Origin of the sequence: Neotabrizicola sp. VNH66 (genome assembly GCF_049445895.1) — a bacterium.
Lineage (GTDB): Bacteria > Pseudomonadota > Alphaproteobacteria > Rhodobacterales > Rhodobacteraceae > Pseudogemmobacter.
Genome location: NZ_JBMSDW010000031.1, coordinates 1 through 21,431, shown reverse-complemented (window position 1 = coordinate 21,431; position 21,431 = coordinate 1). Strand labels below are relative to the sequence as shown.

At 60.7% G+C, this 21,431-nt stretch carries 25 protein-coding genes; 10 read left to right on the top strand and 15 right to left on the bottom strand.

Going from position 1 to position 21,431, the window contains the following annotated elements; genetic code table 11:
- The first annotated feature begins 14 nt into the window (after nucleotides 1-14).
- The 5 genes from ACO2Q5_RS23150 to ACO2Q5_RS23130 all read left to right on the top strand — a co-directional run bounded on the left by ACO2Q5_RS23150 (nucleotide 15) and on the right by ACO2Q5_RS23130 (nucleotide 4,561).
- Nucleotides 15-956 carry an ABC transporter permease gene (locus tag ACO2Q5_RS23150; RefSeq protein ID WP_423295475.1) on the top strand — a complete coding sequence of 314 codons (942 nt, stop codon included), beginning with the start codon at nucleotides 15-17 and terminating at the stop codon, nucleotides 954-956.
- Complete coding sequence (locus tag ACO2Q5_RS23145) at nucleotides 953-1,846, top strand: ABC transporter permease (RefSeq protein WP_423295473.1); 894 nt, start codon at nucleotides 953-955, stop codon at nucleotides 1,844-1,846. Before ACO2Q5_RS23150 ends, ACO2Q5_RS23145 begins: the two co-directional genes overlap by 4 nt.
- A gap of 83 nt (nucleotides 1,847-1,929) precedes the next feature.
- The gene (locus tag ACO2Q5_RS23140) at nucleotides 1,930-2,865 is read left to right on the top strand and encodes an ABC transporter ATP-binding protein (RefSeq protein WP_423295471.1); all 936 of its coding nucleotides are present in this window, start codon (nucleotides 1,930-1,932) and stop codon (nucleotides 2,863-2,865) included.
- A complete protein-coding gene (locus ACO2Q5_RS23135) occupies nucleotides 2,858-3,829 on the top strand; it encodes an oligopeptide/dipeptide ABC transporter ATP-binding protein (protein ID WP_423295469.1) in 972 nt (323 codons plus the stop codon). The genes ACO2Q5_RS23140 and ACO2Q5_RS23135 overlap by 8 nt, the downstream gene beginning before the upstream one ends.
- A 3-nt stretch (nucleotides 3,830-3,832) precedes the next feature.
- Entirely contained in the window at nucleotides 3,833-4,561 is a 729-nt protein-coding gene (locus ACO2Q5_RS23130; protein ID WP_423295467.1) for a UTRA domain-containing protein, read from the top strand.
- Between the two features lie 4 nt (nucleotides 4,562-4,565).
- Here ACO2Q5_RS23130 and ACO2Q5_RS23125 read toward each other — a convergent pair whose 3' ends face one another.
- Nucleotides 4,566-5,288 carry a hypothetical protein gene (locus tag ACO2Q5_RS23125; RefSeq protein WP_423295465.1) on the bottom strand — a complete coding sequence of 241 codons (723 nt, stop codon included), beginning with the start codon at nucleotides 5,286-5,288 and terminating at the stop codon, nucleotides 4,566-4,568.
- On the bottom strand, nucleotides 5,288-5,851 hold the full coding sequence (locus tag ACO2Q5_RS23120; protein WP_423295463.1) for a TetR/AcrR family transcriptional regulator: 564 nt from the start codon (nucleotides 5,849-5,851) through the stop codon (nucleotides 5,288-5,290). The genes ACO2Q5_RS23125 and ACO2Q5_RS23120 overlap by 1 nt, the downstream gene beginning before the upstream one ends.
- A 114-nt stretch (nucleotides 5,852-5,965) precedes the next feature.
- Between ACO2Q5_RS23120 and ACO2Q5_RS23115 the strand changes: the two genes are divergently transcribed.
- The gene (locus ACO2Q5_RS23115) at nucleotides 5,966-6,874 is read left to right on the top strand and encodes a sterol desaturase family protein (protein WP_423295461.1); all 909 of its coding nucleotides are present in this window, start codon (nucleotides 5,966-5,968) and stop codon (nucleotides 6,872-6,874) included.
- Here the strand turns inward: ACO2Q5_RS23115 and ACO2Q5_RS23110 are convergent, their stop codons facing one another.
- The 3 genes from ACO2Q5_RS23110 to ACO2Q5_RS23100 are packed head-to-tail and all read right to left on the bottom strand — an operon-like array spanning nucleotide 6,875 to nucleotide 8,871.
- The gene (locus ACO2Q5_RS23110; RefSeq protein ID WP_423295459.1) at nucleotides 6,875-7,303 is read right to left on the bottom strand and encodes a YqaA family protein; all 429 of its coding nucleotides are present in this window, start codon (nucleotides 7,301-7,303) and stop codon (nucleotides 6,875-6,877) included.
- A gap of 2 nt (nucleotides 7,304-7,305) precedes the next feature.
- Nucleotides 7,306-8,613 (bottom strand): MFS transporter, encoded by a 1,308-nt coding sequence (locus tag ACO2Q5_RS23105; RefSeq protein WP_423295457.1) that lies wholly within the window; start codon nucleotides 8,611-8,613, stop codon nucleotides 7,306-7,308.
- On the bottom strand, nucleotides 8,614-8,871 hold the full coding sequence (locus ACO2Q5_RS23100; protein WP_423295455.1) for a metal-sensing transcriptional repressor: 258 nt from the start codon (nucleotides 8,869-8,871) through the stop codon (nucleotides 8,614-8,616).
- Nucleotides 8,872-8,949: 78 nt separating this feature from the next.
- Here ACO2Q5_RS23100 and ACO2Q5_RS23095 point away from each other — a divergent pair, with 78 nt between their 5' ends.
- The 3 genes from ACO2Q5_RS23095 (at nucleotide 8,950) to ACO2Q5_RS23085 (ending at nucleotide 10,723) form a co-directional block, all read left to right on the top strand.
- Nucleotides 8,950-9,288 carry a hypothetical protein gene (locus ACO2Q5_RS23095; protein WP_423295453.1) on the top strand — a complete coding sequence of 113 codons (339 nt, stop codon included), beginning with the start codon at nucleotides 8,950-8,952 and terminating at the stop codon, nucleotides 9,286-9,288.
- An 89-nt stretch (nucleotides 9,289-9,377) separates the two neighbouring features.
- Nucleotides 9,378-10,061 (top strand): HupE/UreJ family protein, encoded by a 684-nt coding sequence (locus tag ACO2Q5_RS23090; RefSeq protein ID WP_423295500.1) that lies wholly within the window; start codon nucleotides 9,378-9,380, stop codon nucleotides 10,059-10,061.
- 11 nt (nucleotides 10,062-10,072) lie between these two features.
- The gene (locus tag ACO2Q5_RS23085) at nucleotides 10,073-10,723 is read left to right on the top strand and encodes a transmembrane anchor protein (protein WP_423295450.1); all 651 of its coding nucleotides are present in this window, start codon (nucleotides 10,073-10,075) and stop codon (nucleotides 10,721-10,723) included.
- 192 nt (nucleotides 10,724-10,915) lie between these two features.
- Here ACO2Q5_RS23085 and ACO2Q5_RS23080 read toward each other — a convergent pair whose 3' ends face one another.
- Nucleotides 10,916-11,287, bottom strand: coding sequence for a hypothetical protein (locus ACO2Q5_RS23080; RefSeq protein ID WP_423295448.1), 372 nt, complete (start codon nucleotides 11,285-11,287; stop codon nucleotides 10,916-10,918).
- Nucleotides 11,288-11,562: 275 nt separating this feature from the next.
- On the bottom strand, nucleotides 11,563-11,967 hold the full coding sequence (locus tag ACO2Q5_RS23075) for a single-stranded DNA-binding protein (RefSeq protein ID WP_423295446.1): 405 nt from the start codon (nucleotides 11,965-11,967) through the stop codon (nucleotides 11,563-11,565).
- Nucleotides 11,968-12,407: 440 nt separating this feature from the next.
- On the opposite strand from ACO2Q5_RS23075, the gene ACO2Q5_RS23070 reads away from it, so the two are divergent.
- Entirely contained in the window at nucleotides 12,408-12,728 is a 321-nt protein-coding gene (locus ACO2Q5_RS23070) for an H-NS family nucleoid-associated regulatory protein (protein WP_423295445.1), read from the top strand.
- Nucleotides 12,729-13,001: 273 nt separating this feature from the next.
- Here the strand turns inward: ACO2Q5_RS23070 and ACO2Q5_RS23065 are convergent, their stop codons facing one another.
- From ACO2Q5_RS23065 to repA, 8 genes are all read right to left on the bottom strand, one after another.
- A complete protein-coding gene (locus ACO2Q5_RS23065) occupies nucleotides 13,002-13,166 on the bottom strand; it encodes a hypothetical protein (RefSeq protein WP_423295443.1) in 165 nt (54 codons plus the stop codon).
- A 450-nt stretch (nucleotides 13,167-13,616) separates the two neighbouring features.
- Nucleotides 13,617-13,955: a type II toxin-antitoxin system RelE/ParE family toxin gene (locus tag ACO2Q5_RS23060; protein ID WP_108437629.1), complete on the bottom strand. Its 339-nt coding sequence runs from the start codon at nucleotides 13,953-13,955 to the stop codon at nucleotides 13,617-13,619.
- Nucleotides 13,955-14,215 (bottom strand): type II toxin-antitoxin system ParD family antitoxin, encoded by a 261-nt coding sequence (locus ACO2Q5_RS23055; protein WP_108437630.1) that lies wholly within the window; start codon nucleotides 14,213-14,215, stop codon nucleotides 13,955-13,957. The genes ACO2Q5_RS23060 and ACO2Q5_RS23055 overlap by 1 nt, the downstream gene beginning before the upstream one ends.
- A gap of 106 nt (nucleotides 14,216-14,321) precedes the next feature.
- Nucleotides 14,322-14,795 (bottom strand): hypothetical protein, encoded by a 474-nt coding sequence (locus ACO2Q5_RS23050; protein WP_423295440.1) that lies wholly within the window; start codon nucleotides 14,793-14,795, stop codon nucleotides 14,322-14,324.
- A gap of 99 nt (nucleotides 14,796-14,894) precedes the next feature.
- Entirely contained in the window at nucleotides 14,895-17,087 is a 2,193-nt protein-coding gene (locus ACO2Q5_RS23045; RefSeq protein ID WP_423295438.1) for a ParB/RepB/Spo0J family partition protein, read from the bottom strand.
- Between the two features lie 150 nt (nucleotides 17,088-17,237).
- Nucleotides 17,238-18,416 carry a helix-turn-helix domain-containing protein gene (locus tag ACO2Q5_RS23040; protein ID WP_423295436.1) on the bottom strand — a complete coding sequence of 393 codons (1,179 nt, stop codon included), beginning with the start codon at nucleotides 18,414-18,416 and terminating at the stop codon, nucleotides 17,238-17,240.
- A 230-nt stretch (nucleotides 18,417-18,646) separates the two neighbouring features.
- Nucleotides 18,647-19,603 carry a plasmid partitioning protein RepB gene (repB, locus tag ACO2Q5_RS23035; protein ID WP_423295434.1) on the bottom strand — a complete coding sequence of 319 codons (957 nt, stop codon included), beginning with the start codon at nucleotides 19,601-19,603 and terminating at the stop codon, nucleotides 18,647-18,649.
- Entirely contained in the window at nucleotides 19,593-20,801 is a 1,209-nt protein-coding gene (repA, locus tag ACO2Q5_RS23030; protein WP_008030564.1) for a plasmid partitioning protein RepA, read from the bottom strand. The genes repB and repA overlap by 11 nt, the downstream gene beginning before the upstream one ends.
- Nucleotides 20,802-21,431: the final 630 nt, after the last annotated feature.

Here is a 21,431-nt window from a genome sequence, read left to right as displayed (position 1 = left end):
GGAGGGCGAATTTGATGCAACGCATGTTCATGCGGCGGGTGGGGCTTGCCCTCCTTCTGATGCTGGCGGCGACGGCGCTGACCTTTTGGCTGGTGACCGCCGCCCCCGGAAACGTGGCCGCTCTGATCGCCGAGCGGGCGGCAGGGGCGGGTGCGGATGGCGAGATGATCGACAGGATCGCCGATGATCTGGGCCTCAACGATCCCCTGCCGGTGCGCTATGCGCGCTGGCTGGGCGATGCCCTGACCGGGGATTTCGGCATCTCCCTGCGCACCGGCAAGCCGATGGCCGAGGAGTTTGCCGAGCGTATCCCGATGACGCTGGCACTGCTGACCGGCGGTGGCGTGCTGGCGCTGGTTCTGTCGTTGGCGATGGGCATTGCGGGGGCGGCGTCGAATGGTGGCGTAGTTGACCGGGCGTTGCATGGGATGGCGCTGATCGGGGCATCAACCCCCAATTTCTTCGTCGCCGCCATGCTGGTGATAGTCTTTTCGGTCTGGCTCGGGATGGTGCCGACATTCGGCGTCTCGGGCCTGACATCGTGGCTGTTGCCGTGGATCACCATTGCGCTGTTCCCCGCCTCGGTTTTGGCGCGCGTCGTGCGGGTAAACCTGCAAGACACCATGTCGCGCCCCTTTGCGACCACTGGCTTTGCCAAGGGCCTGACGCGCCGCGCGGTTTTGCTGCGTGAAGCGCTGCCAAACATCGCCATCCCCTACATGACTACCTTCGGCGCGCAATTCACCCTGATGATCATCGGGGCCATCGTGGTTGAACGTGTGTTTGGTCTGAACGGCGTAGGGGCCTTTTTCATCGAAGCCATCCGGTTTCGCGACTTCATCGGCATGCAGGCGACGCTGACACTGTTCGTGGTGTTCTTCGTCTCAATCAACCTGCTTGTGGACCTGCTGGCGATGCTGGCCGATCCCCGCCTGCGGAGGCCCAGAAAAGCATGAAAAACTGGCCCTGGGCGATCCTTGCCCCCGCATTCATCTTTGTTCTGATCGGCATCTTCTCACCTTGGCTGATGACCCACGACCCCGCCGCGCAGGATTATGGCGCGCTGCTGAAAGGGCCGTCCTGGGACCATTGGCTGGGCACCGACTATCTGGGCCGCGACATGTTCAGCCGCATCATCGGCGGCGCGCGCACCTCGCTTGTGGCGATGGCCTTCGTTCTGGTGGCGGCCTTGGCCATCGGCGTCGTGATCGGGTCTTTCGCGGGCTATGTCGGCGGCAAGACCGAACTGGTGCTGATCTCGGTCATCGACATCGCGCTGGCGCTGCCGTCGCTGGTGATCGCGCTGGCCCTGATGGGGGTGTTCTCGGGCGAGAACTTCAACTGGATGAGTGACTACTGGAAGATGGTGGTCGCTCTGACACTGGCCTGGTGGGCGAACTACGCCCGGATGAGCCGCGCGGTCGTCGTGGCCGAATTGCAGCAACCCTATATTGAGGCCGCGCGGGTGATGGGAGCCAGCCATATCTGGATTTTCACCAAACATATCCTGCCGCATGTGCTTGGGTTGGTGGTGGTTTATGCCAGCGCCGATGCGGGGGCTCTGGTGCTGGCGATTGCCACCTTGTCCTTCCTTGGCCTTGGGGTCGCCCCGCCCACCCCGGAATGGGGGCAGATGCTGGTTGATGGCATGTCCTATATTGAGGAAAACGCCGCACTGGTGATCATCCCCGGTCTGGCGCTGACGGCTGTTGTCGTCAGCTTCAACCTGCTCGGCGAAGCATTTGCCCTGCAAAAAGTGCCGCGCGCGGTGCGGGGAAGGTTCCTGGCCCGCAAAAAGGCCGCTCGCGCTGCCGAGGAAACCGCCCGGAAAGAGGTGGAGGCATGAACGTGCTTAGCCAGAATGGGCCGATCTATGAAGTCGAAGGGCTGGTCATTGACCTTTACACCCCCACCGTGTCGGTCCGCGCCGTGGACGAGGCCGGGTTCCATGTGGCCCCGGGCGAGACACTGGCGATTGTGGGAGAAAGCGGATCAGGCAAGACCGTCATGACGCTGGGGCCTTTGGGCCTTTTGCCAGAAGGTGTGGCGGTGGACCTGCGCGGCACCGCACGCGCCGACGGCAAGGACATTCTGTCAATGTCGCCCGCCGAGTTGTCGCGTCTGCGCGGCGGTTTCTTTGGCGTGATCTTTCAAGACCCGATGTCTGCTCTTAACCCGATGCTGAAGATCGGCCCGCAACTGGCGCGGCAAGCGCAGCTTTATGCGGGGCTGTCTGCGCAGGAGGCGAAGAAGGAAGCGGTGTCGCTCCTCGCACGTTCCGGCATCCCCGACCCCGAGGACCGTTATGACCGTTATCCGCACGAATTGTCAGGCGGGATGCTGCAACGGGCGATGATCGCGCTTGCGCTGGCAGCCCGCCCTCGCGTGCTGATCGCGGATGAGCCGACGACCGCGCTGGATGCCACGGTACAGGCGCAGATTTTGGCGTTGATCCGGCAGATCCAAAAAGAGGACGGCATCGCGGTGATCCTGATCACCCATGACATTGGTGCGGTGTCGGTGCTGGCCGACCGGGTGGCGGTGCTATACGCTGGCCAGGTGGCCGAAGAAGGCAGCGCGATCGACGTGCTGACCGCTCCCGTGCATCCGTACACGCGCGGGCTTCTCGCTTCAGTTCCTGATTTCCGGAGCGACAACGCGACAGGCACGAAGGAAATTCCCGGCATTCCGCCCAACCAGGCACAGCTGGAACCCGGCTGCCGCTTCGCTGACAGGTGCGAGTTGGTTCAATCAACCTGCCGAACCCATCGCCCGCCGCTGGTCAAGATTGGCGCAGGCCCCGTGCCGCATCGTGTGGCTTGTCCGGTCGTCATCGCCGCCGAAGGGATCGTGACCCATGACTGACGCCATCGTTGCAAAGGGCCTGAAAGTCCATTTCCAGACCGCCGCGGGCCTCGTCCGCGCCGTTGACGGCGTTGACCTGACTGTGGCGCAAGGCGCGTTCCATGGCATCGTGGGAGAGTCGGGCTGTGGCAAGACCACGCTTGCCCGCGCCCTGATCGGGCTGCAGAGCGCGACCGAGGGGCAAGTGCAGATCCTTGGCCGCGACCGTGCTGAATGGGCGCGGTCAGACCGCAAGGGATTTGCCCGTGCCGTGCAGTTCATTTTTCAGGACCCGCTGGGCAGCATGAGCCGCCGCCAGACTGTCGGACAGACGCTGGAGGAACCGCTGCTGATCCACGGTGTAGGCGACGCAAAGGCCCGCCGCGCACGGGTGGCCGAACTTCTTGACCTCGTGGCGCTGCCAGCAACAGTGCTGGACCGCTTGCCCCGGTCGCTGTCGGGCGGGCAAAGGCAACGCGTGTCCATCGCCCGGGCATTGGCGCTGTCGCCACAGGTCCTGATCTGCGACGAGCCGCTGTCTGCGCTGGACGTGTCGGTCCGGGCGCAGATCGTCAACCTCTTCGCCCGGTTGCAGGCGCAGCTTGGCCTGACCATCGTCATCGTCGCACATGACCTTGCCATCGTGCGCGAGGTCTGCTCAGCCGTCACCGTGATGTATTTGGGTCGTGTGGCCGAGGAAGGGGCAGCCAAGCCGCTGTTCACCGACCCCGCCCATCCTTATTCTCAGGCGCTCCTCTCCGCGGTCCCGTCGCCCGACCCCCGGATCGAGGCGACCCGCCCCCGCATCCTCCTGGCGGGCGACCCTCCCAGCCCCCGCAACCCGCCCCCCGGCTGCCGGTTTTCCACCCGCTGCCCGGTGGTTGAACCGCGTTGCCGTGAAATGGAGCCTGCGCTGCGCTCGGTCCAACACGGTGGCACCGCCGCTTGCCACCTTGCGGACGCACGCGTTCATGCCATGATCTGACCCATGCACGACCACGCCCCTGACACCCGTCCCGCGACTCTGCACGCCCGCATTCGGTCGGAAGTGGAGGCGCGCATCCTGTCGGGTGAATGGAAACCCGGCGACCGCCTGCCGACCGAGACGGAGTTGATGGCGCGCTATGGCTGCTCCCGGATGACCGTGAACAAGGCCATGGCTTCACTGGCCGCCACCGGGCTGATCAGCCGCAACCGCCGCGCCGGAACCGTCGTGGCCCGGCCCCGGATGCACGCGGGCGTGCTGACAATCCCCGATATCCGGGCCGACGTAGAGGCGCGCGGTGGTCGATATGGCTACCACCCGATCCTCGACGAACTCCGCCCGCCTTGCTGCGTCCATCTGGGGGCCGAAGGGCATCATCTGGGCCAAAGCCGCTTTGTCCGCTCGGTCCACCTGGCGGACGACAGTCCGGTGCTGATCGAGGACCGGCATATCTTCCTCGATGCCGTGCCCAATGCCGCGATCGCTGATTTTCGCAGCGAACCACCCGGGCCGTGGCTGTTGGGTCATGTGCCGTGGACGCAAGCCGAACACCGGATTGCGGCGATTGCAGCGGATGCGCTGACAGCACGGGTTCTGGAGCTTGATCCCGGCGCGCCCTGCTTGTTGGTGGAACGGCGTACTTGGCGGGGCGACGAGACGTTGACCATCGCCAGGCAGGTTTTCCGTGGCGACGCCTTTGATCTGACGGCACGGTTTGGACCGTCAGCCTGACCGGTCAGGCCGACAACGCCAGTGCGGCCGCAACCACCAATCCAAGCCCCGTCACAACCAGCAACACGCGCGACAGTGTTTCAGCCCCCCGCGACAGGGCCAAAACTTGCCGTCCAAACGCCGAGGCCGCCAGGGCGACCGAGCCCAGAACAATCGCCACGCCCACCATCGACAGTGCTGCAAACCCAACTCCGGCCAGCGTCAGGCCTTTCGCTGCGGCAAAGGTCATCACGAACAATGTCAGTGGGCAAGGGATCAGACCAGCCATCACCCCGAACCATGGATCATGGCCATGGGCTTGCCCGCGCGCACCCTGCCAGATCAGCCACAGCCCGGACAGACCCAGAAGTGCCCGGCTAATATCTTCCAGCAGCGGGGCCCGCCCGGCCTCGCCGCGCGCCATTGTCACGACCGGCAGGGCAATCAGCACGATCATAACCGAAAGTCCGATGTGCGTGGCGGCAAGCGTAAAGGCGGTACGCAGTGCTGCACTTTTTCGCGCGCCTGTTCCCGCCAGCCACAGCGCCAGCACCGTCTTGGAATGGCCGGGCGTTAGCGCATGTGCCGCGCCAAAGACCACGGCCCAACGAGCAAAGGCCAGAATAAGGGTCCAGTCGCCGGTCTCGGCAAAGGTCCGCAAGGTGGAGGCAACATCCGACAGGATCTCGCGCTGAATGACGGCTAGCCAGTGCCAGAGCCGATACATCTCTGACAGCAGCACGGCCATCATTTGACAAACTGCCCCTCCCTCGGGGCCACAAAGCCGCGACGCATGTGCTGCGCCAGGTCCTGCGCCAGCGGTCGCGCGGCCTCTTGGCAGCCGCCCTGCATCCAGCTTTCCAGTACCGCAAAGACGCCGCCGGTCAGAAAGTCCAGCACCTGCGGACTGACCGCATGGCCCTCGGCGGTCAGCCCAACGGCAAAGCGGGCGCGCATCTGGCGGCGAAAGCGCGTCATGATCGCGTGCCCGGCGGGTGAGCCTTGCAGGCGGCGGTGGAAGGCGGTGCCGGTTGCCAGATGTTCGACCAACCAGAGAAGCGTGCCATCCAGTCCGCCATCTTGTGCCTGATCGGCCAGTTGCGCCTCGCCAGCCGCAAAGACCTCATCCAGCAGGTCCTGCTTGGTCTGGAAATGAGCATAAAAGGTGGACCGCGCCACATCGGCCCGGTCACAGATCATCTGCACCGAGAGGTCAGCCCAATCCGTGTGTTGAATCAGCTGCCAAAGGGCATCCGCCAACACGCGGCGAGAGCGGCGCGCGCGGCGGTCCTCTGGAGCGGTGTCAGACATGTTCGGGGCCTTTTGTCTGTTAGGCGGCAGCGCGGCGTTGATCCGTCGTGGTGCGCTTCTTATCCTACATCTATCCCCTATCGGACACATGTCCGCCAAGAGGAAGTTTTCAGAATGACAACAGATTTGCAAATCCCCGGACCTTTTGAGACCCGTTTGCGCAGCCTTGTGCGGTGGGGACTTTACCCGGCCTCATGGGCGGTCTTGCTGGCGGGGATCGCAGGCATCCTGAACAGCACCGAAGGTCCCGCCTCGATCTGGGCGAAGTCAGTGGGGTTTCTGGTGCCGGTTTACCTGCTGATCGAGATCACGCTGCCCTATCAGAAACGCTGGGCGATGACCTGGGCCTCGTTTCTGGCTGACCTCAAGTTCGTGGTGACGAACGGGGCTTTCGGGGTAGCTATCTCGGCGGGGCTGGCATGGTTTGCCATCACCACTGCGGGGGATCATCCGGGGCCTGCAACCGACTGGCCGCTAATGGCGCAGGTTGCGGCGGCGCTGCTCATCTTCGAGGCGATCAACTATGCCCTGCACCGCGCCATGCACGAAATGGGCGGGCCATTGGGCCGGTTTTTGTGGCTGTCCCACGCAGCCCATCACCTACCGCCGCGCCTGTATCTGATCATGCACGCCGTGTTTCACCCGGTGAATGCGGTGTTCATTCAGGGCTTTGCGATCATCCTGCCTTTGTGGGCGATGGGCTATACGGCGGAAGCGGTGGCGATCTTTTCCATGATCAACGGGCTCCATGGGCTGATCAGCCATTTCAACGTCGATGTGCGGATGGGCTGGATGTCTTATGTGTTTTCCGGCACCGAAACGCACCGCTATCACCACTCGGCCGATGTGAACGAGGCAAAGAACTACGGCGCGACTCTGATGATCTATGACATTCTGTTCGGCACCTTTGTCTATCGCCCCGGCGTGCCGCCAGAGGCTTTGGGCGTCAGCGCGGCGACCGGGTTGCCGCCCTATGAGCGGTTCTTCGCGGTGATGGCTTTGCCGTTCCGGCGGCCGGGCTGATCAGGACAGGGCCAGCGTGACCCACGCCAGCACCAGATAGCGGCCACACTTGGCGAGGGTGACGATCAGTGCGAACCGCCAAAATGGTTCGCGCAGAACGCCTGCAACCAGGGTCAGCGGGTCGCCGATCACGGGCACCCAGGATGCCAGCAGGCTCCAATGCCCCCAACTGGCATACCAACCCGTGGCCTTGTCCATCTGCGCTTGAGAGAATGGAAACCAACGGCGGTCGGCAAAGCGGGTCAGAAATCGCCCAATCGCCCAATTCACGGCCGATCCCAGCACATTGCCGCAGGTTGCCACTGCTAACAGCAGCCAGACTGGATGGTTGGCAGACAGGATCATCGCAACCAGCACCGCTTCGGACTGTGCCGGGATCAGCGTGGCCGCCGCAAACGCAGCGAGAAACAGGCCGACAAGCGCGATCATGCTCAGGCTGCGCGGGGCCAGCGGCGGTGCAGGTCGTCGATCACGAAGGGATGGGCATGATGGGGCCCGTGTTCAGCCAAATGCGGATGATCAGGGGGCAAGTCGGGGTGACCATGAGCCAGTTCGCTGGCATCCTGCGCGGGCCAGATGCGCAGCACGGCCATCAGGCCAAGCGCGCCAACCCCGGCAAGGGTCAGCGCGGCAGTGGTCAGTCCTGCCCCGGCACCGATCCAACCAGCCAGTGGATAGGTCACAAGCCAACAGGCGTGCGACAGCGCGAATTGTGCGGCAAAGACAGCGCCACGGTCCGCTTCACGGGCAGAGCGGTTGATGATCCGGCCAATGGGGGTTTGCGTCAGGGAAAACCCGAAACCGATGATGGCCCAAAGAGCGATCAGGGTGATCAGGCTGCCAACCAGCGGCACCAAAGCCACGCCCGCGACCATCAATGCGGCCCCACCAATCATCACAGGGCGATCCGCCATGCGGTCAAGGATGCGCGGCAAGAGGAAGGCCGCCAGCATCGACCCGGCCCCAAAGCCTGCAAAGGCCAGCGCCACCGACTCCTCACCCAAACCCAAGCGCGCCTGCACCAGAACCACGGTGTTGACATAAACCATGGCCCCGGCTGCCGCGACGGCGGCCTCCATCACCATCAGCCCGCGCAGGCGGGGCGTTCTTGTATAGATGCGGATGCCCTTGGTGACATCGGCCCAGAAATGGCCGGTCTCGCCGCGCACCCGATCTGGCAGGCGGGCCGTCACCACCAGCAGGGCCGATGCTACAAACCCAACCACAGTGCCTGCAAACAGGACCGGGAAGCTGACGACGGTCAGCAATGCCGCCGCAATCATGGGGGAGGCGAGTTGTTCCAGATCTTCGGCCAGACGCAACAGCGACAGGGCGTTGGTATAATCATCCTCATCCTTCAGGACATCGGGGATCACGGCTTGAAAGGCCGGGGTGAAACCCGCCGACGCCGCCTGTAAAAAGAAGATCAGCACATAAATCTGCCAGACCTGATCAACGAATGGCAGGCAGGCGATGACACCCGCGCGGATCAGGTCCAGCGCCACCAGAAATGCCCGACGTGGCAAACGTTCCGCAATGGCGGCGGCCAGTGGGGCCAAGGTGACATAGGCCACCATCTTGATGGCCAGTGCCGTTCCCAACACCGCGCCGGCATTGTCACCGGCCAGTTTCCAGGCCAAGAGCCCAAGCGCCACGGTGGCAAGGCCCGTGCCAATCAAGGCCACAAGCTGTGCGGCGAACAGATGGCGAAACGTCGGGTTGCGCAGGGTCTTCAGCATTTACAGCAGCTTTGTCAGGGATTTGATTTCGGCCAGGTCATGGCCACCACCCGCCGAAACACAGTGATCAATATGATCATGGATCACAGCGCGTTTTGCTTCGGCAACGGCCCGTTCAACAGCATGGAGTTGCGTGGCGAGGTCGAGGCAGGACCGCCCTTCCTCGATCATCGCGATGACGCGGCGCAAATGCCCCTCGGCGCGTTTCAGCCGGGTGGCGATAGCAGGGTGGCTTGCATGTGCATGGGGTTCTGACATATGTAACGCCTATCCCCCATGGGGGGATAACGCAAGAAACAAGAACGGCCCTGCTAACAGGGTTGCGCCGAGGAGCAGATGGGCGGGTTTAACTGGGTCATGCGAACGCTGGCGGCGTTGTTGCTGCTGCTGTCACTGGGGTCTGCCCCGGTGATGGATGCGCTGACCCACGGCCCTGGCACCTTGGCCGCCGAGGCGGATCATGCCGCCTGGCATGCCGAAAAGGGCGAGGTCTGGCAGGCCGACAGCCACCAACACCACGATAGCACGGACCACGATCATGCCTGGTCCGTCATTCTGGCTGGGCAGGATACCGAGATCTTCGACTTGCGGACGGCCGCCGAATTTGACGATCTGCCGGTTTTGTCGGGTGCGATCCGGGATGGACCCAGGCGCCCGCCGCGGGAAATGGTCTGAAGACCTGAACCGGCCTGCGCCAGATGCGCGGCCTTCCTCAGACCTTTTCTCTCAAGGACCCTATCATGATGTTTCTCACCCGGGTGCCTATGCGCATCTGGATAACCCTTGCCACGCTGACTCTTGCCACGCTGATCGCTGGTGCAGCATTGGCCCATAACGTAACCGAAGGCGACGCCGGTTACGTGCAGGAGGTTTCCGGCTTCCTGCCCATTCCGTTCATCTATCTCGGCGCCAAGCACATGGTGACGGGATACGACCATATCTTGTTCCTCTTTGGCGTGATCTTCTTCCTCTACAAGATGAAGGATATCGGCCTTTACGTCAGTCTCTTCGCACTTGGCCATTCGATCACCATGCTGACCGGCGTATGGTTCGGCATCAAGATCAACAGCTATGTCATCGACGCCATCATCGGCTTTTCGGTGGTCTACAAGGCACTGGACAATCTGGGCGCGTTTCAACGCTGGTTCGGAGTGCAACCCGATACCCGTGCGGCGACGTTGGCTTTTGGTCTCCTGCACGGCTTTGGCCTTGCGACCAAAATCCTCGACTATGACATCGCGCCCGATGGCCTGCTGGGCAATCTGATCGCCTTCAACATCGGTGTCGAACTGGGTCAGTTGCTGGCTCTCTCGATCATCCTGATCGCAATGGGCTTCTGGCGCAGATCGCCCCGGTTTTGGGGCCAGGCCTATACCGCCAATGTCGTGATGATGTCGGCGGGCTTCCTCCTTGTTTTCTATCAACTGACGGGCCTCGCGCTCTCGTGAAAGGATAAATCATGCATAACGCACAGAAACCCAACCTCGACGATCTGCCGACCGCGCGCCAACTCTGGCGATCCACCGCCATTGCAGCCGGGGTGGCGGCGGCGCTGCTGGTCACCGTCGTGTGGCCGTCGGAATACGGAACCGACCCGACCGGTATCGGCGGCATTCTTGGATTGGCCGAGATGGGCGAGATCAAATCGCAACTTGCCGAAGAGGCCGAGGCCGACCGCCTGTTGATGGAAAAGGAAGCTGAACCGCAGTCCTCTTTGAAGCCGGGCATCATGGACGTGATCTTTGGTGCCTTCGTCGGCACCGCCCATGCGCAGGAGGCTCCCGCCGTCGCGCCAGAGTGGAAAGACGAGATCACCTTTGCGCTGGACCCGGGCCAAGGGATCGAGATCAAGCTGGTGATGGAAGAAGGTGCCGTCGCCCCGTTCGAATGGGCGGTCGAAGGTGGCGAGGTCAACTTCGACCTGCACGGCGATGGGTCAGGCAATGAGATCAGCTATGAAAAGGGCCGGGCTGTCGCTGAAGCAGCCGGTGAACTGACCGCCGCCTTCACCGGCAATCACGGCTGGTTCTGGCGCAATCGCGGCGACGCGCCCGTCAGCGTGACGCTGCGCGTCGCGGGTGCGTACAGCGAGATCAAGCGCTTCGATTGATCAAACCATGGCGGAGGCAGTTCTCGTGCCTCCGCCTGCTTACTTCAAAAGGGCTGTTACCGCGTAGAGGTCCAGGAAGCCGCGCTTGCTTAATGGGAAAGCGTTCGGCCGACGTGACTATCAAAACACATGGCCCCACAAGATTGAAGGCTAACGATCGGACACGCCGACACGAACACACCGTTGCTTCCCTCAAGGCTCGTATTTGATCGCCCCCAGAAACTTGCGGTCAAGTTCCGGCTCATCCCACTTCCCTGCTACGGCCATCCATTTTTCCGTCTGTGCAAGAAAATCCGGATCATCGCAGCTGACGTGAAACGTGTAGAGCCGATTGACGATTTCGCGCATGAGGGAACGCATCTGTTCATCGTCGAAGTGTGATGCCTCAGCCCAAGGGATCTTGCGCCCATCAGCATCCAGGACGAAGACATCGGAATGGTCGCCCGTCCGGGTGACCGGAACTATGCCGGCATGCAGCGCTTCCAATCCGGTGTTGCGCACGCACATCACGGCCATAAGTTTGGCCAGACTGGCGGCAATCCGATCTTTGTCTGCGGGTTTCATGAGGAGAGCGTAGCGGCAAGAAATCGAGCGGGCCAGTTGTTTGACGCCAACAGTACGGCACAAAGCAACACAACAGCGATTGCAGGGCCCAACTTCATGGCCCCGTTATCGCAAGCCGCCAACGGTCCGATGGTCGCACTCTTGCGGCCTGCAAGATGAATAAGGCCTGTGTCACCGCTTTTGGTGACTGCGGCCGGATAGGCTTTGCCGCATTTCGTATGGGCAAAGCAAAACCCGGCGGGTTACCCCACCGGGCCCGAGGGGCGACCCCGTTCTCAGAACGGAATCTCGTCGTCGCGGTCAACCAGCTCGGGGTTTTCGTTCTCGGCCAACTTCGGGCGGCTCAGGAAGTCGACCTTCTCGGCGATGATCTCGCAGCCGTAGCGATCAACGCCGGTTGCGTCGGTCCACTTTGTGTAGTGGATACGGCCGTGGACCATGACCTTCATGCCTTTTTCGCAGTGCTCCGCGACGGTTTTGCCGAGACCGTTGAAGCAGGTGATGCGGTGCCATTCGGTGTCCATGACCCGGTAGCCGTTCTCGTCGCGGATCGCACGGCCTTCTGAAAGGCGGGGGCGCGACGTGGCCAGGGTGAAGTTGGTGATCTTCGTGCCGCCCTGTGTGGTGCGGACTTCGGGGTTCTGACCGATGTTGCCGGCGAGGATGACGATGTTCTGCATGGTAAGCTCCTGTGTTTCCTGTCCCTGGGACCGTCCCTTCGACAAGACCCGATAAAAAGCCTGTCGGCTGAGGCGTGCACGGGAGACGGAACGGCGACCGGAAACCTCCAGAGGGCCGGGGTGGAGCGGGCAGGTGCCGCGTTTCCAAAGAAACGCTAGCCAACACGGCCCGGACTGACGCGGGGTTGCGCGCATGAGGCCGAACAGGCTTAGGGGATTGTCAGTCGAAGGGATGGCACCGGGGACAGGATTGATTGGGGGCTCTTGCAGACCATGTCTTTCCTCGCCCTGATAAGACGGTAAACCCGAAGTCTTTACCCCCATAGCGGCTGATCACCTCAGGGGCCCTTTGCTTGCCATTTGCGCCCCAGCCTGATGGGAGTTGCGAGCCCGCGCCGTGACGGCTATCCCAAGGGCATCATTTTGGACACGAGGCACCCATGGCTGAATTCGACGTTGAGACACTGTCGCTCAAAGAGCTCAAGAGCCTGCAGAAGGATCTGGCCAAGGCCATTTCCAACTTTGAAGACCGGAAGAAAAGCGATGCCCGAAGCAAGCTCGAGGGGATTGCCAAAGAGATGGGCTATTCTCTTGCCGAACTGATCGGCACCGATGTAAAGCCCACCCGAGCACCCGCCGCCGCGAAGTACCGTCACCCGGACAACTCGGATCTCACTTGGTCAGGCCGGGTGCGCAAACCGCTGTGGTTTGTCGCAGCCCTTGACGCAGGCAAATCGCCCGAGGACTTGGCGGTCAACTGACCGCCTGTACGTGACCGAGCAGTAGGACGTTCGTGTTATAGAAATCCACTTTTGTGAACATGTCGCCTCGGTCATGTTTACAGAGCGTAGTTCTCCTAACATGAGAAAGCCCCCTGCCCTATCTGCTTCAGTTTCTTGCCACCGCCTTCTTTGGATTTCGGAATGCCGACAAGACGTCGGCGCAGTGGGCCTGTCAGGCTCTTGAGGGCAGACAGGCGAAAGGCCCGGAGGCGCATTCGCGCCGTCCCCGGGCCTTCTTAACGACTGTGGGCATTACGCCCACGGGTCGTGCTCAGCCACAACCAAAACCTCGTCACCGTCGATTTCGTCGGCGGGGGCGGCACCAAAGGTTCCATCCCCTGCCTGAAAGACCACGATGGAGACCATGAGCGTGGCTGCGAGGCTGGCGGCGAAGGCGTGTGCATCTTTGCGGGACATCTGTTTTGGCTCCTGCTGGGAGGCGAGGGACCATCCCCCGCGCTGACAGGAACCCGCAGGACCAAAGACGGTCTGACATCACCGGGTGCGTTCGGGCTTGCCCCGAATCCGGCCGGCGGCACGGGCTCGCCCCGTAGTCCGACCCCTCGCGGGTTGATCTCGAAGACCGGCTTTGGGCCAAGGAAGGGACTGGCAAGCGGGGGATGGTACTTTGACACAAGGAGCCGAATTGTCCCGCTGGTGCTCACCCCGCCAGCCTTGCAGACATGCTCTCAGTTGACCGAGGCATTACTGGGAATGGAGCCTTTGGTGCCCCGCGCAGATGCGCGGGACAGGTTGGTGCTGGATGAGAGGCCCGCGTGCGGCGGGCCCCCTTTGTCTCTGACAAGGCTCGGGCGGCGATGTCCGCCTTCTGTGCCCTCTACCGTGCGTTTTGAAATTGAGAGTTGGCTATTCGCCGCTGTCGCCTTCGCCCAGGGCGGCAAGCCGAGCAGGCAGGTCCATCCTGACATGCAGGAAGTCGACAACGATCATCCGGTCTGGCGCTGCGATAAAGACCACATAGTGCTGCCCGGACCGGGCATAGCGCAGGTTTTCGGGCAGCGACGGGTCAACCAGTCGACGGCAGTCTTTGGAAGGTGCGGCACCGTCTGCCAGTGCCTGGCACTTGTCGATGAGGTCTTCAGCATAAGCGTCCGCCTGCCGCTTGCCAAAAGTCTCGACTGTCCAGACCGCAATATCTTTCAGTGCGGCCTCTGCTTGCCGCGTCAACACCCATGGTTTTGGCATCAGGATGCGGACTTTTGCGCCGTTGCAAAGACCCGCCGGATTGCTTCTTCACCGGGTCCGCGCGCGAAAGCGCCTTCTCGGGCCTCTAGCACGCCACGTGTTAGCCGTGAGCGCAGGTCACGGAACTCGGCCTCTTCGCGCTCCAGCAAGCGCAAACCGGCCCGCAGCGCCTCGGAGGCGTTCTGGTAGCGGCCCGAGGCAACCAGATCGTCGATCAGCTTTGACTGGGGTTCGGTCAGAACAACGTTGCGGGTGGCCATGCATTGATCTCCATTTGATTGGCATTATATGCCAATGGCGCCTATCTGTCGAGAGAGGCTCGACCAAACCGCAAGACGGCAGTGGCCGAGCCAGAAATTAATCCCCTCAGGCGGCGATAGCCGCCTCCCCTGCCCCATCGTCGTTTTCAGCTCCGACGATCTCGAACCGAGCGTTGCGATAGCCCTCCTTGGCAATCCAAAGCTCCGCCGCTGTGACGGACGCTGCCAGATGCAAAAGCTCGGTGCTGCCCCCGAAATCCAAGAGCACGCGGACCTGCCCCACCTTGGGCTCCTCGATGACTTCGAAGATCAGCGAACTGTCGGCCGAATGGCTGCGCATGATGGTGACAAGGATGACCCCGTCTGAGGAGAAGTTGCCCTCATGCAGCGTAAAGGACGCCGGGGCCGTCCAGGTTGGATAAGGCCGTAGCGGTTCCTTCTTCACCAGACGGCCAACACCGTTGGACCTTTCCCATGCCGCCAGCTTTTTGGTGAAGCGCGCAGGCGGTTTGGGACTGCCATCAGTGTAACGAATGAGCGCGCCCAAGGGCGCTGTGTCGATGATTGTGTTTGCAGACATGATTCCTCATCCCGAATGCGAGCATTCGCACCCATCATATTGATATTGTTGTGTTTTGTAGTGAATAAGGGCGGGTTTCCCCGCCCTCGGGGGCTCAGATCACTCCGCAGCCATCATCGCGGTGCTTTCCACGGGCAGATCGGCCATCAGGAAAGCGGGCAAGTCGATCTCAGCGTCAATGTCAGCAGCGCCCAAGGGTTCTTCGCTCAAAGCCCCCTGCCCTTCTGCAGCGGCATCCCCGTCCAGAGCAGCAAGATCACTGCGCCGCAGAACCTCCGGCAACCAACCGCTGCCCTTGAGCAAGCGCTCGGCTTCCGTCGCCATCTCGCCCTTCTTCAGATGGTCGAGCAGTTGTGCTGTGCCCTCCCCCTTCGCCTCACGCACGGCCTCAAGGATGCGCGCCTTGGGAACCCGGTTCAGGTAGGTGTCCCCAGTCGGCTCCCAGCCTGCCACCACCATGTCGAGATCGACGGCTTCAGCCACGATCTCGGACTGCGCCATGCGGCGGGTCAACTCGCTAGCCGATATGCCCGCGCCATAAGGATTCACCTTCTCATGTAGCGCGTTGATCCCGAAGCTCACGCAATGCGCCAGCAAAGCCAGTCGGCTGGCTTGATCGAGGGCCGAGAGATAGTCCCAGAGCACGGCATCGTCGCCAAGCGGCAGATCGGCCTCCCAGGCAGAATGACGATCGTCAACGGCCTTGGCCACCGGACTATCCTTCAGATCAGGCGCCTGAGCCGACATGTAGACGGTGCGCACAGTAGCTTCCAAGCAACTGCCCGATGCTCCGGAACTGCGGAAGGTGTCGTTGACCAGCCTCAAGAGCAGCAGTGTAAGGGCGACGTCGGGCGAACGCCCAATCGCCTCCCGCAACGCAAGGGTGCGATGGGCGGTCAGCTCCATGACCAGACGCTCTGGCAAAGGCTTCAATGCGCCGTCATCTTCGTCGTCTGGAAGACCGGCACTGACCGGCTGGCCAGCAGAAGTGATGACGGTGGGCGCAGACGTGCCAGCGGCAAGCTGATAGCCGGAGACGCTGTTATCAGCCCCCTGCCCTTCCGCACCCAGTTCATTGCCGAAGTTGGCCACGGTCTCTTCGCGAGGCTCATCCTCCGGCCGGACATAGCCGCGATAGACAGCCAGGCCACCATCCCGATCAAGCGTTACGAAGACGCCAGCGCGGACAACTTCGGCTGCATCAAAGATCAGCGGACGCTGCTCAAAGGCCTCCATGGCAGCTTCCAATTCACCAAGCCGCGCATCGATCTCTTCGGGGTATTCGTCTTGACCAGAGTATTCCTCTTCAAGTGCGCGATACTCCGCGAGCAGCTTGGCGTGGTCTGCAGCTTCATCAGCGCTGAGCGGCGATGGATCGCCGACCAGACGCCGCAGACCGTGGCTGTAGCCGTAGGGCAGATCGGTTGACACCTCGATCCACTTCCAACCCTCAGCGGCGATTGCTTGCGCCTCTGCTTGCAGCTTGTCCGCGACCAAACGGTCGAGCAGGGCAGGGTCCTCCAACCAGCCACCATCATCGCCTTGGAAGAGATCGCGCAGAACAACGCCACCCGCCGCCTCATAGACATCAACACCGACAAACACCGCACGCCGATCCGAGGCCCGCACAGAGGTCTCAGTCAACATGCGCCGGATCGAATAGGGCTCCTTGTTCCAGGAGTTCTTCACCGCATCCCAGACTTGCACCTGACGCGCGTGATCCGGGTTCACCGTGAAGGCCATCAGCTGTTCCAGCGTCATCCCATCTTCGGCATAGACCTCGAGTAGGGCAGGGGCCACGGATGCGAGCTTCAGCCGCTGCTTCACGATCTGCGGCGTCACGAAGAAGGCCGCCGCGATAGCCTCCTCACCCTGACCCTTCTCCTTCAAAACAACAAAAGCGCGGAACTGATCGAGCGGGTGCAAGGCAACGCGCTGCATGTTCTCAGCCAACGAGTCGTCCTCGGCCAGAATATCTGATGTCACATCACGCAACACACAAGGCACAGGCGCCGTCTTCGCCAATCGTTTCTGCTTCACCAGCAACGACAGCGCCTGAAAGCGTCGACCGCCAGCAGGGATCTCAAACTTGCCAGTCTCGACGCCATCGGCATCCAGCACTGGCCGCACGCTCAGGCCTTGCAACAGGCCACGGCGGGCGATGTCCTCGGCCAGCTCTTCAACCGACACACCGGCCTTGATGCGCCGGACGTTGGACTGGCTCAGCACCAGCTTGTCAAAGGGGATGTCCCGTGAGGACGATAGGGTGATCTTCTGGGCAGCTTGGGCCATGAGGTTTTCTCCACGACGGGCGCCGGGAGCCACTCTCCCGATCTCACTTCCCGCCACCCCCAAACCAACCATTCTCTCACTTTCCTACTGGACAAAGGTTGCAACGACAGCGCGCCAGACCGGCACGGCGGCGCGTTTTAGGTTGGTAATCTATGTACCAACGCAAAGTTGGCCATGGCCAACCGGTGTCTTGGTGCAAGCGGCTAGGATCCTCGATAGGTAGCTATCAGGGCTTTTGACCTGGTCGATCTTGCAGGCTATTTGATCTGCCACCTGAATCGCTTCTGCTAGGCCAAGCAAAGACACCGCCCTACCCAGCAGAGCGCTGTCTATTCTCAGCATCTTACCAAATTCAAATAGCAGCTGTAGAAGGCCGTGTTCTGTGGTGGGGTGGTCTGGATAAAAGGCCGGGATTTCGGTCAAGCAAGCCCACAGCTCTGTCATCGAGTGCGGTAAGGTTTTTTTTGTATATGGTTTTTGAGTCTCTTTGTGCCGGACATTTTGTCCGTCTGAGGCGGTCGTTTTGTTCGAGTTAGAAGACGGTGCTTGTTCTTGGCGTTGTTCGTGTTCCGGATCGTTGGTCGTGGCCAACTCTTCCAAATGCGGTACGCTTGGAGTGACTACCTTACTCTGCAGGATGCATTTAAGTCTGCTGATGACGCTGCTTGCCTGAAGTACAGTTACTCCGGTTCGACGCATAAAGTTGCGGGCAGCTTCGACGAACTCTAAGGCCTCGCCTTGCAGGCAAAGGGAGAGGCATTCACCGCGCAGTTTTTGGATGTAGGCTTTCATGCCTCGAAGTTCGTCGGCTTCCTGACGATGTTTCTGAGACAGTGCAAGGATTTCGCCAGACCGTACGAGCAGGGGCGACAGGTCGATGCCAAACGCGCCGATGACTTTACCGTTGCGCATAATTGGGAATCGTTTGCCGTTGGAGCTGTCACGCCGTTGGATCAGATTCGCAGCTTCAAGTTTCTCAAGGTGCCGCCGAAGTTGCCTGTCCGCTATGCCTTTCGCGCGAAAGCATAAAGTGTCGTTGCAAGCGAACACGGTCAGCAGGGTGAGTGGCGTGATTGGGCTGTCATTCCCGGTTTTCGGATCGTTGCAGGGAAGGCAGCTCAAGAGTGCGTCAAGCACAACGACTGAAGACGGTCGCAAGCCGAGTGCGCGACTTGTGGTGTTGACGGCCGCCATGAGCGCGCGCCGCGTTACAGGTGCGAAGTTTGGCTGCTGTTCGATCGTGCCAATACCGGCGAAAGAATCGAAGATTGAAGGCGCACAACTAAGGTGTGCCTCGACCTCGATGGTCGTGACTGCTTCTTGTTCCATCTGTTTTCAGACAGCAAAAGGATACCGGTCACCGAAATCGGTGTTGCAGTGATTCGATTTTTTGGGTACCAATAGATTGCGAGTAAATCGGGACCCTCTGGAGTGCTTCACCGCCTTCGGGGGGTTTCTTTTTGCGCTACGTCTGCCTCCTTTTTGATTGTTTCTTGCCTGTTTGATTAGGGTTGACCATGGCCAAACCTATAAAGATCAATCACTTAACCGTTTCGGCGTCATGATTTTTCTTTCCACTCCTTGTAGAGGCGCTCAAGCTGCGTCTCCACGAAGTTGATGAACCCGCGCTCCTTTTTGTCGGAAACCTCGATCAAAAGACGTTGGCCTTTGGACCTGAAAGCCACCGAAGTTGCGGGCATCTTGTTGAGCGGGGCAGGGGAGGGGCCCCTGGCGGCAGACTCCGCTGCGTTCTGCTGTGCATCCGCAACCTTCTGCAGCGCATCGATGACAGCGCTGAGCTTCTCTGCCGCAGTGCCTTCTTCAGGAACAAGCAAGAGGACAGAACTGTCTGAAGGGGCGTTTTCGGTTTTGACCAGACGACGCAGTTCCAGCCATGGGCGACGGCCTGCTTCATGCGCGGCGCCAATTTTGTAGATCACTGCGTCGGGCACGTCTCGGGCAACGCCAATCAGTTTGCTTAGCGTTCCCTTGTCGACAGCTAGCACATCGCCGATCTCGGCCCGGGTGAAGCCCTGGTCCTCTAGCTTGGTGGCGAAAATGGCTTGTTCGATGAAGCTGCGTTCTAGGCGCGCAGAGTTTTCCAGGGCCTGTGAGACAAGCGCCTCACGGTGGTCCATTTCCTTGACATAAGCCTTGACCTTGATCCCAAGCACGCGGCACGCGGCAATTCTGCGGCGTCCGTAAACCACCTCATAGCGAGGGCCAGGGCCACGGCGATAGCGGAGCAGTGCAGGGAGCTGTTGTCCTGATGTCCTGATGGACTCGATCAGATCATCAAGCCCTTCGGATACGTCAAAACGATCCGCGATTTCAGAATCGCCGATCTCATTGACATCCACGTCCTGGGCCGCTTGTGCCGAGACCTGAGAAAGGACGTCTGACATGCTCTTCAGGGAACGAGGCGAGCTTTCGTCCACCTTCGACCCGGCCTCGGCAGCAACCAAAGGCTTTGAGCCCATTTGTGCTAGGCTCTTGGAAAGAAGATCACGCTTCATTTGTGCCCCCTCGACCCCATGCTGACTGGATCATCTTTTCAATGTCATTTGAAAAGCTCATCACCGACTCTAGGGCTCGCTCATAAGTCTTGCGGTTCTTGGTCGTAGCGAGGTCCACTTCGAAGATTGTCTTCTGCGAAAGGCCGGCCTCGCTAACCGCCGAAGACTTCACGAAGGGCGTCTTGATCACACTGTCGCCTAGCAATTGCCTGAGCCATTCAGACAAGTCCTGCTGCGTGCTGATAGCGGTGTCGAAGCGCGTCAGGAGGTAGGCGAAATTGTCATACGCGCCGATGCCACCGTTCGAGTACAGGACTTCCAACACGCCCGACGCCATCGTCAGGAACTGGCTGGCCGAGGCCAGGTCGACACGCTCAGGGATGATGGTCATGAGAAGCGACGTCGATGCACAGACCGCCGCCATCGTCAGATAGCCAAGCTGAGGCGGGCAGTCGATTAAAACGATGTCATAATCGTCTTCAACCTGTCGTAGCGAGTCGCGGATCCGATTGAAGAAGACGGGTTGTTCGCCACGGCTCAGCGCGGTTGGAGTTTCGGTTTCGAATTCCGAGAGCATGATCCCACCGGGCACTAGATCCAGGTTCGGGAAGTAGGTCTTGCGCAAAACGTCCACGATTGGCACCCGGGACGTTTCGCCATCGTTGTAGCGAATTGCATCATACAGCGTGCCGCCGTGGCGGAAGTCGATCTCTGGCTGGTATCCAAAGAAGGTCGTCAGTGAGGCCTGAGGGTCTGCATCCACCAAACACACACGGTATCCACGCAGGGCGAGCCGCATCCCGAGAGTCACGGTGGTCGTAGTTTTGCTGGATCCGCCCTTGAAGTTGACGGTTGACCAGATTTGAAGCTTGTCACCTTGTCGCCGACCGGGAAGGAACTGAAACGGATCCTTTGCATTCTGAGCCAGAATGTTGCGGATCTGGAGGATGTTCTCGGCGGAATAAAGGCGCTTGTTACCCGGTCCCTGTTCGACTTCTGGAATTCTGCCGTCGAAATGCGCCTTGCGCAGATAGCCGTCGCTCACCCGCAACAACTCTCCGACCTCTGCACTTGTGAAGGCGCGGAGTGTCTTTTCTTCCTTCGGTGCCAGAAAAAGCTTCGACATATGTTCAAGGGCTTCAGAAAGCCGCTCTGCGTCTGCCTTGAGCTTGTCATGCAACACTTGGTGCATCATCATTCGCCTGTCTCGAGACATCTCTTAAGCGTTACCCGTGATCTGCAGTCTATCGGTGCCAGCAGGAACGCAGTGGACGTCGTTTTCTTAGTTTTCGCGTTACAGATATGACGCCCGTCGGGAAGAAACTCAAGGCAAATCTTGTGCAGCTATCTTGTGCTTTCTGCCGACCATGGCACCATATGATGCGAAAAGGCTAAAGTGACCTGTTAAAGGTTGGGTGTAGGGTATTGTAAAGATTACAGAAAATGTTGCGAGACTTATCCACAGGACCCGACGCCCTTGGACCCACGCGTGATGCTTGGAAAATCTCTGACAAGGCTCAGTAACGCTGTAGCAGACCTGACCACGGCAATCGTGTTCGAGTGAGCATCGCAAGCGATTCTTCGTCTGAGCCTGTCAGTAGAATGCCTTTTGGCCTAATGGGCACCGAAAAGCGTTACCTACTACAACAGTCCCAACTTCTTCGCCCGCTCCAAGATCATCTTGACCGATGACGGCTCCCACGTATGCGGCGGCCGCGCCCCATTGGATTATCGCTTGCACGGCGAGTTCGGAGTGATGGCAGAGGTCTGTTCGTAGCTCACAGTGGGCTACTTGATGAGCTCATTTCGTCAGGCGTCGCATGTAGGG